The 15,640-nt window shown below is 58.7% G+C and carries 10 protein-coding genes; 6 read left to right on the top strand and 4 right to left on the bottom strand.

Annotated elements, in window-relative coordinates:
• Positions 1-7 precede the first annotated feature (7 nt).
• Together IC757_RS13225 and IC757_RS13220 are read left to right on the top strand one after the other, a co-directional pair.
• A complete protein-coding gene (locus tag IC757_RS13225) occupies positions 8-841 on the top strand; it encodes a DUF5694 domain-containing protein (RefSeq protein WP_190974767.1) in 834 nt (277 codons plus the stop codon).
• 7 nt (positions 842-848) lie between these two features.
• Positions 849-2,273: a hypothetical protein gene (locus tag IC757_RS13220; protein ID WP_190974766.1), complete on the top strand. Its 1,425-nt coding sequence runs from the start codon at positions 849-851 to the stop codon at positions 2,271-2,273.
• 224 nt (positions 2,274-2,497) lie between these two features.
• Here the strand turns inward: IC757_RS13220 and IC757_RS13215 are convergent, their stop codons facing one another.
• Positions 2,498-3,388: a LysR family transcriptional regulator gene (locus IC757_RS13215; protein ID WP_190974765.1), complete on the bottom strand. Its 891-nt coding sequence runs from the start codon at positions 3,386-3,388 to the stop codon at positions 2,498-2,500.
• Positions 3,389-3,491: 103 nt separating this feature from the next.
• Here IC757_RS13215 and IC757_RS13210 point away from each other — a divergent pair, with 103 nt between their 5' ends.
• Positions 3,492-3,857, top strand: coding sequence for a VOC family protein (locus tag IC757_RS13210; protein ID WP_190974764.1), 366 nt, complete (start codon positions 3,492-3,494; stop codon positions 3,855-3,857).
• 49 nt (positions 3,858-3,906) lie between these two features.
• On the opposite strand, the gene IC757_RS13205 is transcribed toward IC757_RS13210, so the two are convergent.
• The 3 genes from IC757_RS13205 to IC757_RS13195 all read right to left on the bottom strand — a co-directional run bounded on the left by IC757_RS13205 (position 3,907) and on the right by IC757_RS13195 (position 6,329).
• Positions 3,907-4,470 carry a GNAT family N-acetyltransferase gene (locus tag IC757_RS13205; protein ID WP_223846138.1) on the bottom strand — a complete coding sequence of 188 codons (564 nt, stop codon included), beginning with the start codon at positions 4,468-4,470 and terminating at the stop codon, positions 3,907-3,909.
• 89 nt (positions 4,471-4,559) lie between these two features.
• A complete protein-coding gene (locus IC757_RS13200; protein WP_190974763.1) occupies positions 4,560-5,033 on the bottom strand; it encodes a hypothetical protein in 474 nt (157 codons plus the stop codon).
• A gap of 570 nt (positions 5,034-5,603) precedes the next feature.
• Positions 5,604-6,329 (bottom strand): AraC family transcriptional regulator, encoded by a 726-nt coding sequence (locus tag IC757_RS13195; protein ID WP_223846137.1) that lies wholly within the window; start codon positions 6,327-6,329, stop codon positions 5,604-5,606.
• A 214-nt stretch (positions 6,330-6,543) separates the two neighbouring features.
• Between IC757_RS13195 and IC757_RS13190 the strand changes: the two genes are divergently transcribed.
• From IC757_RS13190 to IC757_RS13180, 3 genes are all read left to right on the top strand, one after another.
• Positions 6,544-9,774 (top strand): amidohydrolase family protein, encoded by a 3,231-nt coding sequence (locus IC757_RS13190; RefSeq protein ID WP_190974762.1) that lies wholly within the window; start codon positions 6,544-6,546, stop codon positions 9,772-9,774.
• Between the two features lie 161 nt (positions 9,775-9,935).
• Positions 9,936-12,272 carry a M9 family metallopeptidase gene (locus tag IC757_RS13185; RefSeq protein ID WP_190974761.1) on the top strand — a complete coding sequence of 779 codons (2,337 nt, stop codon included), beginning with the start codon at positions 9,936-9,938 and terminating at the stop codon, positions 12,270-12,272.
• Between the two features lie 160 nt (positions 12,273-12,432).
• Positions 12,433-15,612, top strand: coding sequence for a diguanylate cyclase (locus IC757_RS13180; RefSeq protein ID WP_190974760.1), 3,180 nt, complete (start codon positions 12,433-12,435; stop codon positions 15,610-15,612).
• Positions 15,613-15,640: the final 28 nt, after the last annotated feature.

The following is a 15,640-nucleotide window of genomic DNA, read 5'->3' as shown; positions in this document are numbered from 1 at the left end:
ATCCAGTATGTCCAAATTCATCATGATTACTCTGCTGGCAGGATTGAGCCTGCCAGTGTTTCCCGATACTTCGGTGGAACTTCTGAGTGAGCGTAAGCTCGAACAGCAGCCGAAGATTCTGGTGCTGGGAGTGCCACACTTTGCCAATCCGGGGCGCGATGTGGTGAATGTTGAGGTCGAGGACATCCTCATCCCCCGGCGTCAGCAGGAGCTTGTTGCTCTGACTAAGAAGCTTGCAGAATTTCGCCCCACGCATATCGCGGTCGAATGGCTAGAAACCGACCAGCACCGCTTGGATGAGCTTTATGGTGATTATCTCAGTGGCGAGCATGAGCTTGGCCGTGGTGAAGAAGAGCAGATCGGTATGCGGCTGGCAGCTCATTTGGGCCATAAGCGCGTCCATGCCGTGGACTGGAATGACTATCCACCCGGCGAACTGGATGACTATAACTGGCTGAAATGGGGCGAGAACAATGAGCACCAGGACTGGGTTGCTGCGATGCGAGATCCAGACCGGTTCCACCTTAGTACCCAACTGGGTGACCGCAGCGTGGGTCGCTGGCTATTGAATGTCAATCGTGAAGAATCTCTGGCGCAGGGACATCGCAGATACTTCAACTATGCGATGCTCGGAGATGAGGAGCAACAGCCGGGCGCCAACTGGCTAGGTCACTGGTATGCGCGAAATATGCGTATTTTCGCCAATCTGGTCCGGCTTGCTGACGACCCTGGTGATCGGATACTAGTTATCTACGGCAGTGGACATGCCCATCTTCTGCGTCAGTTTGTGCGCGAATCGGGTGCCATGCGCCTTGTCGAGCCAGATGAGATCTTGAGGTAGGCTGGCAATGATCAATATCAAACCAGCCCTAACGTTCATTGCGCTCACTCTGGCAGGCGGCAGCGCGCTGGCCGCAAACGCCGATCCGCATGTAGAAGGCAGCCTGGTGCTGACGATGGACAAAGGCATGCTTGAAGGCAATTTATGTGTTTCAGGCCTGGCTGAAGCCGATGAGTACGAGTTCCTGCTCAATCGTGGCCTTAATCTGCGCGCCATTCGAAGCAGCCCCGACGGTGACCCGCTCGCCTACCAGGGGTTTTTCAACGCAGTCAGCGAGGGTGATGCGACTCGCTACAGTGTGAGCGGGTTGTTCCCCGAGCAAAGTCTGTGCGTGGAGTATGTAGGCGCCTATCCTATCTATGACGTGGATGCCGGCGAGCGCAGCACCATAGACTGGAAAGGACAGATTGCTTTCGACGGTAGCACAGTGAGGGCAACCGAGCAGGCGCGTTTCTATCCTGTGCCGATTGACCCTGTAAGTGGCGCTCCACTTCAGCGTGTCACTTTCGATATCCACGTTTCCTGCTCTACCTGCAACGCCATCTACATCGGTGGGTCTGCGCCAGTGGTCGGCCAACACCGTGCTCGTTTTCAATCTACCGATCCACGAGCCTTGCTGCTGTATGCTGGCAGCTTTCCGGTGCTTTCCACCGACGATGCACATTTTCTGGGTGCCGAAGTCAGTCCCAAGGTGTCGGTGGCCATCAATCAGGAGGTTGTCAGAATCGCGCGGACACTGGAGCGCTTTCTGGGTATTGAATACGACGAAAGGCCGGCTCTGCTTTCGTTTGCATCGGTGTCAAGGGAGCACCAGCTCGGTGAGGTGGACTGGGCATTTCTGACCTGGCCCACTATCGCTCTTTCCGGTAGACGGCCTTTCGCGGCACTAATGGAAGAGCAAGATGGGGAGCTGCAACTCACGCCTGACAAACAGATGCTGATAAGCCATGAAATGGCACACTACTTCTTCGGTGGTCGATATATGCCCCGTGGACCTTTGGTGAACTTCCTGTTGGAATCCACGGCTGAGTTTCTGGCGCTTCAGGTCATCCGTGAGCTTGACGGTGACGCCCGGTACGAGGCCCAACTTGGCCTGCATTATCAGGAGGTAGCGTCCAGCGAGATGGTTCCAATGGATCAGGTTGAGCGGGCTCCGCAGCTTAGCGGGGACTTTCCATTTCGCATCGGTCCGCTACTACTGGTCGTGTTGGCCGAGCGCATAGGAGAAGACGTGCTTATGCGTGCCCTATCGAAGCTGGTTCTGGAGTCACCAAGAGACCCGGTCAACTACGCCGACTTCAGGTCGCGCCTGTTGGCGGCGGGTGCCAACGAGAAGATACTCAAGAGCTACGAGAAGGACTGCTTTTTGGAGTCTGTGGCGGCTTCATGTTTGAAGGACCGTTTCTCCAGCAACGCAGGAGGAAACCACTGATTGTCAGCCCTTTGAGCGTTTGTTGTCCGGGTGCCGCCGTCGAAAGCCCACGTATGCGTACGACTGAACCGGTTATCTCAAAAAGATTGCTCACCGCGTGTACAGCTGATGTTTGCCTGGTGCTGATGCATGACTGTCGTTAGAGTGGCTGTTGTTCAATTTTTCGCCCACACGCCGGGAAGGTTCCTTTCGGAACGTGCGGATCCGGCTTAGATTGGATGTCGTCACAGGCGCTCATGCAGAAAATCCAGTGTACTCTTCATCGCCGCGCTCATGTGGCTGCGATGCTGATAGACCAGGTGAACACTGGACGGCTCGGGCATGAATGACTCCAGCACGGATTGCAGTTTCCCCTGTTCCAGCTCATCGCATACCTGGTACCGGGGCAAGTTGGCTATGCCGACACCATTGAGCAATGCGTGGCGTATGGCCGCGCTGTGGTTGCTGGCCAGGGGGCCATGAACCTTCACGGTGAAGGCCTTGTCGTCGCGCTCGAAGCGCCAGTAGGTGGCACCACCAATGTCGGTCAGCACTAGGCAGCGGTGACGGCAAAGGTCTTCCGGACAGGCCGGTTCGCCGTGACGTTCCAGGTAGCCGGGGGTAGCGGTCAGTACGTGTGGAAGGCTTGATGCTCGCCGGGCAATGTACGAAGAGTCGGTCAATGCACCGCAGCGCACGGCTATGTCGATGTTGTCGGCGACCAGATCGAGCTGACGGTTCGTTAGCACTAAATCGACATGTAGCTCCGGATGGCACTGCAGCAGTTCAGAAATCAACGGGGCGATACGGACCGATCCGAAGGTGGTTGGTGCAGTCACTCGAAGGGATCCGCCGGGCTTTTCCAGAAAGGCGCGCAAATGCCCTTCAGCCGCTTCGGCCTGCCACACGACATCGCGGCAATAGTCGTAGAGCGCCCGGCCCTCGAGCGTCACTGTCATGCTGCGTGTCGTGCGGTTGAGCAGGCGCAAGTTGAAATGCTCTTCCAGCCGTCGGACAGTCTTGCTGACAGCCGCCTTGGAAAGCCCGACCGTCTCTGCGGCGGCGGTAAAACTGTTGGATTCCACGACTCTGGCGAACACCGCCATATCGCGAACAAAATCAGGAGAACCAGTCATGGATTGTATCGTGCAGGAAACAGTGAATCATCTCAAGGTGGGTTAACGGCTGTTCTGAGAAACAGTATAGTGCAGGTTCACTTCTGAACGAAAGGATTTCGTTATGCACTACTTCGATCTGCTTGTCGACAATATTGCACGCAGCATTGAGTTCTACACCCATTTCTTCGGGGCTGGCTTGGTTTGTGAATCAGGCTGTGGTGCAACATTGTCACTGGGTCGCCAGCGCCAGCTACGTTTACGCGAATTGCCCGGCATTCCCAGGCCGGTACGTTCGTCTGACCTATGTGTCCCCCTGTCAACACTGCCGCTCAATCGCGTAATGCTTCGGCCTGGGGCTTGGCGTACTGTTTTTCAGGGTGTGCGTGCGCCGAACTCAGATCATCTGCCGGTGCGGATTGTCGACCCGGATGGTCACATGTGGTCGGTTTGCCTGTCGCCTTCCATGTCACCGGATGCTGCAAAATGATCGGTAGGCTATAGGCCGGGCAATGAAATGGATAACCCGGCCCGGTTCACTATTGTTGCTGCGGGCAGGGGTCGCTGGCCAGTCTTCCGTACAGTGCGGAATCGGAGACGATGCCGTTGACTTCCCATCGTTGTCGCAGCAGGCCTTCCTGCTGGAATCCCAGCCTTTCCAGTGCTTTTGCCGAGGCGTGGTTGTCCGGGTCGATGTCCGCTTCTATGCGGCGCAGGCCCAGTGACTTGAATCCGTACTGGATCAAGGCTTCTCCTGCCTCGCCGATGTAGCCTTTTCCCCAGTAGTCCCGGCCCAGGCCGAAACCTATTTCCGCGCGTTTGGACTGCTCGTCATATGAGAAGAGCATGCATTTGCCGGTCAGGTCGTTGGTCGACTTGCTGTAGATTCCCAACACGATTGATTTTCTGGCCTTCATGGAATCGTGGCTTTCATTGATGAAATCCAGAGCGTCTTGCATATCCTTCCATGGCGGTGTGTTCCAGTACCTCATTACGTCCGCATCCGAGAAAATGCCCAACAGTTCCGCCGAGTCTTCGTCTGTCAGGGGGTTCATCAGCAGTCGTCCGGTCTCAATGGTGGGGAAGAATAGCGCCTCTGACACTTGATCTCTCCATTGTTGGTTCTTGTTGGTGGCTTGTCCGACCGAGCAGGTCGGGCCGTGAAGTGAAGGGAGTCCTGGCCGGGTCCCTGTCAGCCTCGGCTCTGATCCTTTGTTCCTGGACTGGTTCCACCGGATTTTCCGAAACTTCCGGGGTTCTGGTCCTTGTTGCTGCCGAAATCCGGCGGGATGCCTGCCAGGGAGTAGACGATCTCCTTCAGCCTGATAAATGCCAGCGGCAGAAACGAGAGCAGGCTCAGCGAGAAGACAACCCAGAGCAGGGTTTCCTGCGCGGACGGGGGTTCTGTTTTCGGTGTGCCAATCGCCGCAAGAAGCGAGGTCAGAGCAACGAAAGCTCCAGCAGCCGCGGTCAGTACCGTCCAACGAGGGTAGTGGCCTATCCGGGGTGGCTCAAGAATGTCTTCTCGATCCTGTTCGGGCGATGTAGTCGGTCGCTTATTGCGGGCCGACTGACGAAACCGCCAAACCTTGATTCGAATCGCTACAACCAGGAAGGCAATGAAGAGGCCGGCGGCGAGCGCGCTTTTCAGTAGCAGTTGAGTCAAGGTGCGGTCCGGTTCTGATGGTCAGCGGGGCTTGTGAGGCCGTCCTTTTCTGGAGGTGTCGGCTGGAAGTCACGAAGGCGCATTGTTGAACTGGATTCCAGAAAATCGGCAACATCCTGGACGTGTGCGAACGTCATTACCGCCTCTTTTCCACCTTTATATATTGTCAGTACGATGGGTTGGCCGTTGATGCTGATTGATGCGCGTTCGTTCGTGCCAACTGAATGGATGCTGGCCTGCAGATGCTTTCCTGATGTAATCCATCCAAATCGTTCCCTTCCTGTATTGAGTGCATTGCGCTTCTGGCGAGGATGATGCCGCAACTCACGCTAACCATTCCCAAAATAAGAATGAAATGCGAGTAGTCTGCTTCCAGAATAAACCGGATTATGGATATGATCAGCAGCAGGATCGGGAGGTAAACAGATAGTACTCGCTTGCTCAACATCGTGACTCCGGGTTCATCGGTCAGAATCCATTCACGAGCTCATTGAAGCAGATTATCTGCCCGCGCCCGGATCAATTTTGCCGTACCCATGGCCGGAATTCAATGGCGTTGCGGGCGCCGGGTCAGGGTTGCTTGCTGGGCTCGGACTGGGTCATCTTGCGGAACTGCATGGGGGTGATGCCGACGGTGAGCTTGAACTGTCTGGAGAAGGCGCTCTGGTCGCTGAAGCCGCATTGCTGGCCGATGCAGGCGATGTTTTCATCGCCCTCGAGCAGCTTCATGGCCAGCTCGATTCGCAGCTTCTTGAGGTACTGCTGGGGGCTGACCTGGAAGACATGGCGGAACTGTCGTTCGAGTTGTGCGACGGAGATGTCGGCAAGCTCGGCCAGAGCATCAATTCGGGTGTGTTCGTCAATATGATCTCGCATATGGGAGACGACCTTCTTCAGTCGCTCGTAGGCCGAGTGGCGACTGTTGGTCTTGCCAAGGTCATGGGATATGCCGATCAGGCCCTGTACCTGTTCCTTGTCGTACAGCGGGCGCTTCAGGGTGAGGCACCAGCCCGGTCGGCGATTGGGGTAGAGGTGGATTTCGAGCTTGTCCGATATCAGATTTCCCTTGACCACCCGCATGTCCTGTGAGCTGTAGGACGCTCCCAGCGGCGATGGAAACAGTTCTTCGGAGGTCTTGCCGATGACCTCGTCGTGGGTTCTGCGTCCGAGGCGTTTGACCAGGGTGAGGTTGCAGTGGGTGTAGCGGCCATGCTGGTCCTTGATGAAGAAGACCGTGTCCGGAAGCGCATCGAACAGAACCTGAATGTCAGCCGAAGGGACTGACGAGCTCATCATCGCTGTTGGCCTCGGTGTGTGCTGCATGTGGTGCAAGTTATCCGGCCCGGTTGCCGGCGTCAAATTGTGCTCAATTCCGCATCCGGGATGTCGGATTCCAACTAGTTTGGCGCATCCTGCGGTGGGATGATTGCTGAGGGGGCGATGCGGGCCGAGCTGGCCAGAGGGGCTGGTGCATAATGAATACACCCGGCAATCAGGATACTGGACGCTTATGTTTCACTCATGCAGACATTCACTGACACCGGCATGCTTTTCCCTACCGCTGTTCCTGCTTCTGTCACTCTCGCTCTCGCCGCTGCATGCCCAGGGGCTGCCCGACGGTGATGGACAGGCCTGGGACGTGACCGTTGCCCGCGACGTGGGCAGCGAGGTCGATTTCTGGACCGAGGAGGGGACATGGATGAATGTCGATGTCTCGCCGGACGGGCGCGAGTTGGTGTTCGACATGCTTGGCCATGTTTACCTGATGCCTATCAAAGGCGGCGAGGCCAGGCGGCTCACCAGCGGACACGCCTACCAGACCCAGCCCCGCTTCAGCCCCGACGGGTCCCGGATCGCCTTCGTCAGCGACCGGGACGGGATCGAGAATATCTGGGTGATGGATCGGTCCGGGGAGAATCTCCAACAGGTCAGCCGCGAGAATGAGCGCCAGGTGAAGAATCCGGTCTGGAAGCCGGACGGGGACTACATCGTGGCCCGCAAGCATTTCCGGCACCGTCGGTCCCTGGGTGCCGGCGAGATGTGGATGTGGCATGTGGATGGCGGCGGGAGCGGCCTTCGGCTGACCGACCGGCCCAACTGGGAGCAGAATTCCACCGATCCCGAGATATCCCCGGACGGGCGCTACCTTTTCTACACCGAGGATGTCTCGCCCGGCGGCGGCTTCGAGTACAGCCGCGACCCCCACGGGCTGATCTACGCCATTGTCCGCGTCGATCTCGAGTCCGGCGAGCGGGAGCGCTTTCTCAGCGCACCAGGTGGGCAGGTCACTCCCCGGGTCTCTCCCGACGGCAAGACGCTGGCCTTTGTGCGCCGCATCGATGAGCGCTCCGTGCTCATGCTGCACGAGATGGAAAGTGGGCGCGAACGCGCGCTATGGGACGGCCTCGATCACGACCAGCAGGAGGGCTGGGCGCTGTTCGGTCTTTATCCCGGTTACGCCTGGACGCCGGATGGCGAGTCCATCGTGATCTGGGCCGGTGGGCAGCTTCACCGTATCGATGTAGCCAGCGGGGAGGCCGAGAAGATTCCCTTCCGCGCCCACGTTCAGCACCAGATCACCGAGGCGGTGCGTACCTCGGTCGACCCGCACCCGGAGCGCTTCGATGTTCGAATGCTCCGTTGGGCCAGCGTGTCGCCGGACGGTCGGCAGGTGGTTTACTCGGCACTTGGACGGCTGTATATCAAGGATTTCCCGGACGGCGAGCCGCGACCACTGACTCGCCAGAACGATCACTGGGAGCTGCACCCAAGCTGGTCGCCGGACGGGCGTCACATTGTCTACACCACCTGGAGTGACGATGAGTTGGGCACGGTCCGCACCATCCGCGCCAATGGCCGTGGCGGCCGCATGGTGCTCGGCGAACCGGGTCATTATGTCGAGCCGGTCTTTTCCCCGGACGGGCAGCACATTCTCTACCGGCGCGTGGCCGGTGACCGGCTGCGGGGCAATCTCTATTCACGCGACACCGGCATTTACGAAATATCCGCTACTGGCGGCCAGCCGCGATTGGTGACCGAGTCGGGTGCGCGGCCGCGCTTTACCGAAAGCGGGGAGCGGGTCTATCTCAACGGTTTCGAGGAGGGTGACCGCACTCTGTTCAGCGTCAATCGTGACGGCCGCGAGCCCTTTGTTCATATGCGCTCCGATCAGGCCAGCGACTTCATCCCCTCGCCGGATGGCCGATTCGTGGCCGTGATGGAGCGCTTTCGGATGTATATGGCACCGATGCCGTCCGCCGGCCGAGTCGTGACTTTCTCACCGGGAGAGCGCGCCTATCCGATCCAGCCGGTAACGGACGATTCCGGCTTTTATCTGCACTGGGCCCCGCAGGGCGACCGTGTCTACTGGGCGCTGGGTCCCAACCTGTATGAGCAGCCACTGGCCGGGGTCTTTGACTTCCTGGGGGACGAGGATGCTGGCCAGGCCGAGATTGCATCGGCCCGAAAGACTCCGATTGGGTTCCGGACGGCAAGCGACCGCCCCGGCGGCACCATCGCCCTTGAGGGGGCCCGCCTGGTGACCATGCGCGACGATGAGGTGATCGACGAGGGCACGGTCGTGGTCACTGACAACCGGATTGCCGCTGTCGGCCCTTCCGATGAGGTGAGCATTCCTGCCGACGCCCGGCGGATCGATGTCTCCGGCCGCACCATCATCCCGGGGCTGATCGATGTGCACTGGCATGGGCCCACCGGTAGCAACGGGATCATGCCGCAGACCCACTACGAGTACCTGGCGAGTCTGGCCTTTGGTGTCACCACGATTCACGACCCGTCCACGGATACCGAGCAGTTCTTTGCCAATGCCGAGTTGATTCGAGCCGGTGAGATGATCGGCCCGCGCCTGTTCAGTACCGGAACCAACCTCTATGGTGCCGAGGCGCCTTTCCGTGCCGAGGTGGAAAGCTACGAGGATGCCCTCATGCATCTTCGCCGCCTGCGCGATGTCGGCGCGTTCTCGGTCAAGAGCTACAACCAGCCCCGCCGGGACGTGCGCCAGATGTTTGTCGCGGCGGCCCGCGAGCTCGGTATGCTGAACGTCTCCGAAGGCGGGTCAACGTTTGTCTTCAATATGACTCATATTCTGGACGGGCACACGGGCATCGAACACAACGTGCCCATCGCACCATTGTATGAAGACGTGCTTCGGCTCTGGGCCGAGTCCGACACCCGCTACACCCCGGCCCTGGTCTCGGTCTTTGGTGGCCAATGGGGCGAGCGCTACTTCTATGCCCGCGACCGCGTCCATGAAAACGAGCGATTGCTCACCTTCATGCCCCGCGAAGTGGTGATTCCAATGGCCCGCCGTCCGGTGTGGTCGCCGGAAGAGGACTATCACCACTTCGAGGTGTCGCGCAGCGTGGCCGAACTGGCAAGGCGCGGGGTCGCGGTACAGATGGGCGGGCACGGGCAGATGGCCGGTATCGACGCTCACTGGGAAATGCGCTTGCTCGCCCAGGGCGGCATGGGTAATCACGAGGTGCTGCGTTCAGCTACCCTGCGCAGCGCCCGGTACCTCGGCATGGATGCCGATCTCGGTTCCCTGGAGGTCGGCAAGCTCGCCGACCTGGTGGTCGTTGACGGCGATCCCCTGGAAGATCTGCGTCATGCCGAAGAGATCGAATACACCATGGTCAATGGTCGCCTGTTCGATGCCCTGACCTTGCACCAGATCGCCCCGCAGCAGCGCGAGCGCGGCTCACTCCCGTGGGAGCAATGAAAACGACTGTGCTGATATCCGCATGAACCGAGACGAGTGCCGCCTATATTTGCCTTCCACCAGTGCTGAGAATGTCAGACAAACAACAAGGGGATGACGTTCTCGCTACGCCTGCAGAGGCAAGGCGAGCTTATTAATAACCAGGGAAACGGGAGGTTTTCATGCGGTATCCGCGCAATGGCGGCGGAGCGATTCGCTTTGCTTTTCTACTTGCTCTTTCAGTCATTCCATTCACCATGGCGCTCTCTGCGCCGCCACCTGCTTCATATGATTCCGTAGGGTCGTTAAACAATCCGGCTGCAGAGCGGCCGGATCGCCGGACGTTCACGCCTGACGAGCGTCCGCCCTTTTCAGAACCACTTCCACATCCGGATCAAGCCTACGAAAAGCATCCGGACCATCATGCTCACCCGCATCGCGCCATTGCAGCGCTGGAACGTGGTGAGTGTGATCATGCACAATTTGCATCTCTGAATGGGTGGGCGCTTGTGGATTACGTGCGTTCTCGCTCAACGACATGCATCAACAGTCTGTTCTCGATTGACGACGCCCTGGCGAATGATGCCTTCGCTGAAAGTCGCATGGTCGACATGGCCAATGGTCTGCAGCACCATGCCAGCCAGTACCAGGGAGATAACAGTGACGGGCTGCTGCAGATCATTCTCTATCTGCGTGCAGGATACTTTGTGGCATGGTATTCGGATTCCATTCCGGAGTATGGGGCTTCGCTGAACAGCGCGATTGGTTCCGCCATGGATCAGTTCGTTGGTTCACCCCATTTTCTTGATGCCAGCGAACCTCATGCGGAAACGCTTTCCGAATTCATAACCTTGATCGACAGCGCCGAGCAGGCTCTGAGTCATTTCGATACGTTGGTTACCGTGCTTGACGCTTTCGATAGTCAGCGCAATGGTATCTGGCACTGGCGTGGTGCAGCAAATGGCGTGTTTGTCGTGCTGTTCCGCAGTCATCAGCTTGATGGGGTGCTGAGTCATGTGCTGAACGATTCGGAGATCCTGAGCGCGCTGGACAGGTTCCTGTCCGACAATTCTTACCTGGAAGGCACGGACAGCGAGTACTTGCTTGCCAACGCCGGGGGAGAGCTTGCCCGCTTCCTCCAGTATGCCGATCTCCGCCCAACGATCAGGCCGATGGTCGTGAACGTGCTGCAGGAATGGTCCATGATGGGCCCGGGTGCTTCCATATGGGTTGGAACGGCGGATATCGCGTTGTGGTTCGATCCGGATTACTGCCAGGAATACGGAATCTGCAACTTTCGAGAGGATCTGGAGAACCAGGTGCTTTCGATTGAACACGAATGCAGCGCAACACTCTACATCCGCGCGCAGGAAATGACCGAGCCCCAGTTGGAGGATAGTTGCAGTCAGGCGCTTGCACTGGAGCAGGAGTTCCACGATGAGTTTGACACGACGCCGGACACCCCTGTTCCCGACGACTATAACGAAACCCTGGAAATGGTGGTTTTTGACTCAAGCAATAGCTACCAGACCTATTCCGGTGTGATTTTCGGCAACGATACCAATAACGGTGGAATATACCTGGAGGGCGATCCCTCCGACCCCAACAACCAGGCCCGCTTTATTGCCTACCAGGCTGAGTGGTTGTTGCCCGATTTCGTGATCTGGAACTTCCTGCATGAGTATGTGCACTACCTCGATGGAAGATTCAATCTCTACGGTGGGTTCGTGGAAAGCATTTCAGCCCCGACCATCTGGTGGATTGAAGGGTTGGCAGAGTATATTTCCATGCGAAACGATAACCCATGGGCGCTTGATATCAGCTCGAACAAGACCTATGAGCTGAGTGAGCTGTTCCAGAACACCTACCAGCACAATGCCGACCGTGTCTATGCATGGGGGTACCTGGCCACGCGGTTCATGTTCGAACTTCACCGAGAGAAGGTCGATGAGATGCTGGACTATTGGCGGGTGGGTCAGTATTCGCAGTATCATCAGTACCTGGACGGGATCGGTTCATCTCTCGACCAGCAGTTCCATGAGTGGATCGACTGCTTGAATGATGCCGGATCGTCGGATCTCTGTGATACCTCCGAGCCGGAGCCGGGAACCGACGAGATCTTCCACTCGAGATTTGAGGCTGGAGATGAATCTCCTGATCCAGATCCCCCAGAGCCGGATCCGGAGGCGTGCGACCACGAGTCCGACAGCGAGGTGGGTCCGGACTGCTACCTGGAGGATCTCAGCCTCAATGATGGCGAAATTGCATACTTTTACACCTTCGTGCCGGAAGGGGTGAATTCGATCCGGATCGAGTTGTCCGAAGGCAGCGGCGATGTAGGTCTGTACGTGCGTCAGGCCGGATGGGCCACCACGGAAGAGTACGACCAATCCGACACGAGCACGGGCACCGCGAAGACCATCGTCGTGTCATCTCCTGAAGGCAACGAGTACCTATACACATCCCTGTATGGACTGTCCGAGGTGGATGGCGTAAGGCTCCATGTGAGTACTGAATAGACAGTCTGTCTGGCCCCGTACGGCTTGGACGGGAACGTGCCGAGATCCGGCCGAAAGTGGCCGGATTCTCGCCGGCCGGCACAAATATATTAGAATGCTATTAGCGCCTTCTTAGATTAATGCGTTATATGCATTTGTTCGTCAAAGTCAGTTTCAAGACGTGACCTCCGTCAAGGGGGGTGGGTCTTTCGACTTCTTCGACATCGCGCCCAGGGTCACATTTTGTCTTCGCCCGGCCAGTGTCTTGCTGGCCCAGTTCTCTTTGGTTCTGATGGCCTCGATGGCGCTGGCCGGTCCCGAGACCGGTCTGCCGCCCCTGCAGGTCTTCGACGATGACGACTATGGCGCGGCCCGCCAGAACTGGGCGCTGGCCGAGGATGATCGGGGCATGGTGCACGTCGGCAACGTGGACGGCGTGGTATTGAGTTTCGACGGTGTGCGCTGGCGGAGCACCCGCGTGGGGACTGAAACCATTCGATCGCTGGCAGCCGATGCGGATGGCCGCATTTATGTTGGCACGGTTGGAGACTTCGGGTATCTGGAGCCCGATGAGCAGGGGCGTCGACATTTTGTCTCTCTGCGCGATCAGTTGCCGGAGGAGAATCGGGAGTTTGCCGATGTCTGGGCCATCTTTCCCACCTACGATGCCGTCTACTTTTCCACGTTTGCCGGGCTGTACCGTATTTCCGATGATGGCGTGCAGGTCTGGGAGCCGGAGACCCGTTTTCATCTTGCGTTCGAGGTGGCTGAACGGATCTTTGTCCGCGAGGTGGATCGCGGGCTCTTCGAGCTGATCGATGATGAACTGCAGCCCGTACCCGATGGCGATCATTTCGCCGACAAGCGGGTGTATGTCATGTTGCCCTGGGGAGAACGAGAAGGGTACCCCGAGGGGTCCATACTCATCGGCACCCGGGAGGTCGGCTGGTATGTGCATGACGGAGATGGTCTCGAGCAATGGGAAACGGGGATTGACGAGTTTCTGCCCGATGACCTGCTGTATCACGCCGTTCGCCTGGACAACGGTGATCTGGCCGTGGCCACGTTGCGCGGCGGCCTGAGTCTGCTCGACGAGAATGGACGCCTCCTGCGCCGGATGACCCGCGAGGATGGCCTTCCAGATAGCGCAGTGTTTCGCTTGCACGCGGACCGTCAGGGTGGCCTGTGGATGGCGCTCAATAACGGCATTGCCTGGCTGAAGCCAGGCAGCCCGATCAGCCATTTTGACCGCAGTCTGGGTCTGGCAGGCGAGGTGCTGGCGGTTGACCGCTACCAGGGTACGATTTTCGTCGCCACCACCGACGGCCTGCACCGAATGGCGGTCGGTGCGGACGGGGCGGCTCGCTTCGAGCCCGTCGAGGCGATTCGGGGACAGACCTGGGGTCTGCTGCCCACCGATGATGGCTTGCTGGTCAGTGCCATGGAAGGCGTTTTCCGGTGGCGAGAGGGTGAGGCCCGGATGATACGACCATCGGCCCAGACGTCTTATGCAATGCTGCGTTCGCGCAGCAACCCGGACCGAATATGGATCGGCAAACACACCGGGCTGGCCGCCATCCGCAGTGATGGAGCTGGCGGTTGGGTTGACGAGGGCCGCTCCCCCGAGGTCAACGACGAGGTTCGAACCTTTCATGAGACGGAAGACGGGGTATTGTGGGCCGGCACTCAGTACAGGGGGGTACTGAAAATCGCACAGGATACCGATCCCGAGCCGGGGCAGAATGTCTGGCAGCAGATGTCATCACCCCAGCGCCTGGGCATCGTCGAGGCGGAGGAGTACGGTCTGATCCAGGTCGGTGAGATTGACGGGGCTCTGCGCTTCGGGTCGCGGCGCGGCATACTGCGCTATGACGCCGAGCGTGGCGGGCTGGTCGGCGATCAGCGCTTTGCGAACCTGTTTCCGGAGGGGCCTCGCCGGATGTTCCCTTTCACCCAGGACCGGCAGGGGCGGGTCTGGATGTATACCGTGGAACCCGAGCAGGAGATACAGCAGACCGCGGTTGCATCACCGACAGCCGACGGCGAGTATCAACTGGAGCATGAGCTGGCAGCACCGGTATTCGGCATGACGGTGCAAGCCATTGAAGCGGACGACGAAGGCGTGGTCTGGCTGGGCGCCGACAACGCGCTGTACCGCCTGGATGCCGATCGGCGAGTGGAACCCCCGTCATTCCCGACGCTGGTACGGGGCGTGTATGAGCGGGAGACCGGTCAGGTGCTTTACGGCGGCTATGGCTCGCTGCCTTCGTTGCAGCTGGCGTATGCCGACAATACCCTGCGCTTCGAGTACGCCGCCCCCAGCTATGAGCGTTTTGATGCCACCGAGTACCGGGTGAAGCTGGAAGGGCTCGATCGTGACTGGTCGGCATGGAGCAGCGAGACCTTCCGCGACTATACCCATATCCGTGAAGGCCGATACCGATTTCGGGTGCAGTCACGCAATGTCTACGGTGTGCCTGGCGAAGAGGCCGCGATGGAGTTTCGCATTCTGCCGCCCTGGTATCGCAGTTTGTGGGCCTATCTCGCTTATGTCATCGCCGCGGCATTGCTGGTGGCCGGCGTTTTCCAATGGCGTTCGACGGTGCTGCGCCGTCGCAATCGCATCCTCCGGCAATTGGTGAATGAACGTACCCGGAAACTGTCGGAGGCCAATCGGGCCCTGGCCGAGCAGAGTCTGACCGACCCGCTGACCGGGCTGCGCAATCGGCGCTTTGTCTCCGAGCAGATTCCCACCGATATCGCCATGGTCGACAGGCATTACCGCAATCAACGTCCTGACAATGCGGACCTGCTGTTCATGATGATGGATATCGATCACTTCAAGGAGGTCAATGACCAACACGGACATGCAGCCGGTGACCGGGTTCTGCAACAGATGGCACAGGTGCTGGGGCAGCAGGTGCGTGATGCCGACACCATCGTTCGCTGGGGTGGTGAGGAGTTTCTGGTTGTGGGCCGGTTTGCTGATGCCGGTTTTGCGCAGAGCATGGCCGAACGGCTTCGCCAGGCGATTGCTGCTCATCCATTCGATATAGGGGGAGGTCAGAGCCTGCGGCTGACGATCTCCCTGGGCTTCGCCCAGTACCCGCTGTTCGCTCAGTGCCCCCACCGGGTCGACTGGGAGCAGGTGGTCAATGTGGCCGACCAGTGCCTGTATGCAGCCAAGCAGAGTTGGCGAGATGCCTGGGTCGGGGTGCGTTGCGGTTCGGAGCCACCGTCTACCGATCAACTACAGCAAGTATCCCGGCGCCTTCCGGAGCTGATTGAACAGGGATCGCTGGAAGTGCTTGTATCACGTTCTGATGACCCGAACGGATTGCGGTGGACCCAGAAGAAGTAGCGGGCTCCTTGGCATTGTGCTGACTTCC

Origin of the sequence: Wenzhouxiangella sp. AB-CW3 (genome assembly GCF_014725735.1) — a bacterium.
Classification (GTDB): Bacteria; Pseudomonadota; Gammaproteobacteria; order Xanthomonadales; family Wenzhouxiangellaceae; genus Wenzhouxiangella.
This window is presented reverse-complemented; position numbering and strand designations above follow the sequence as displayed.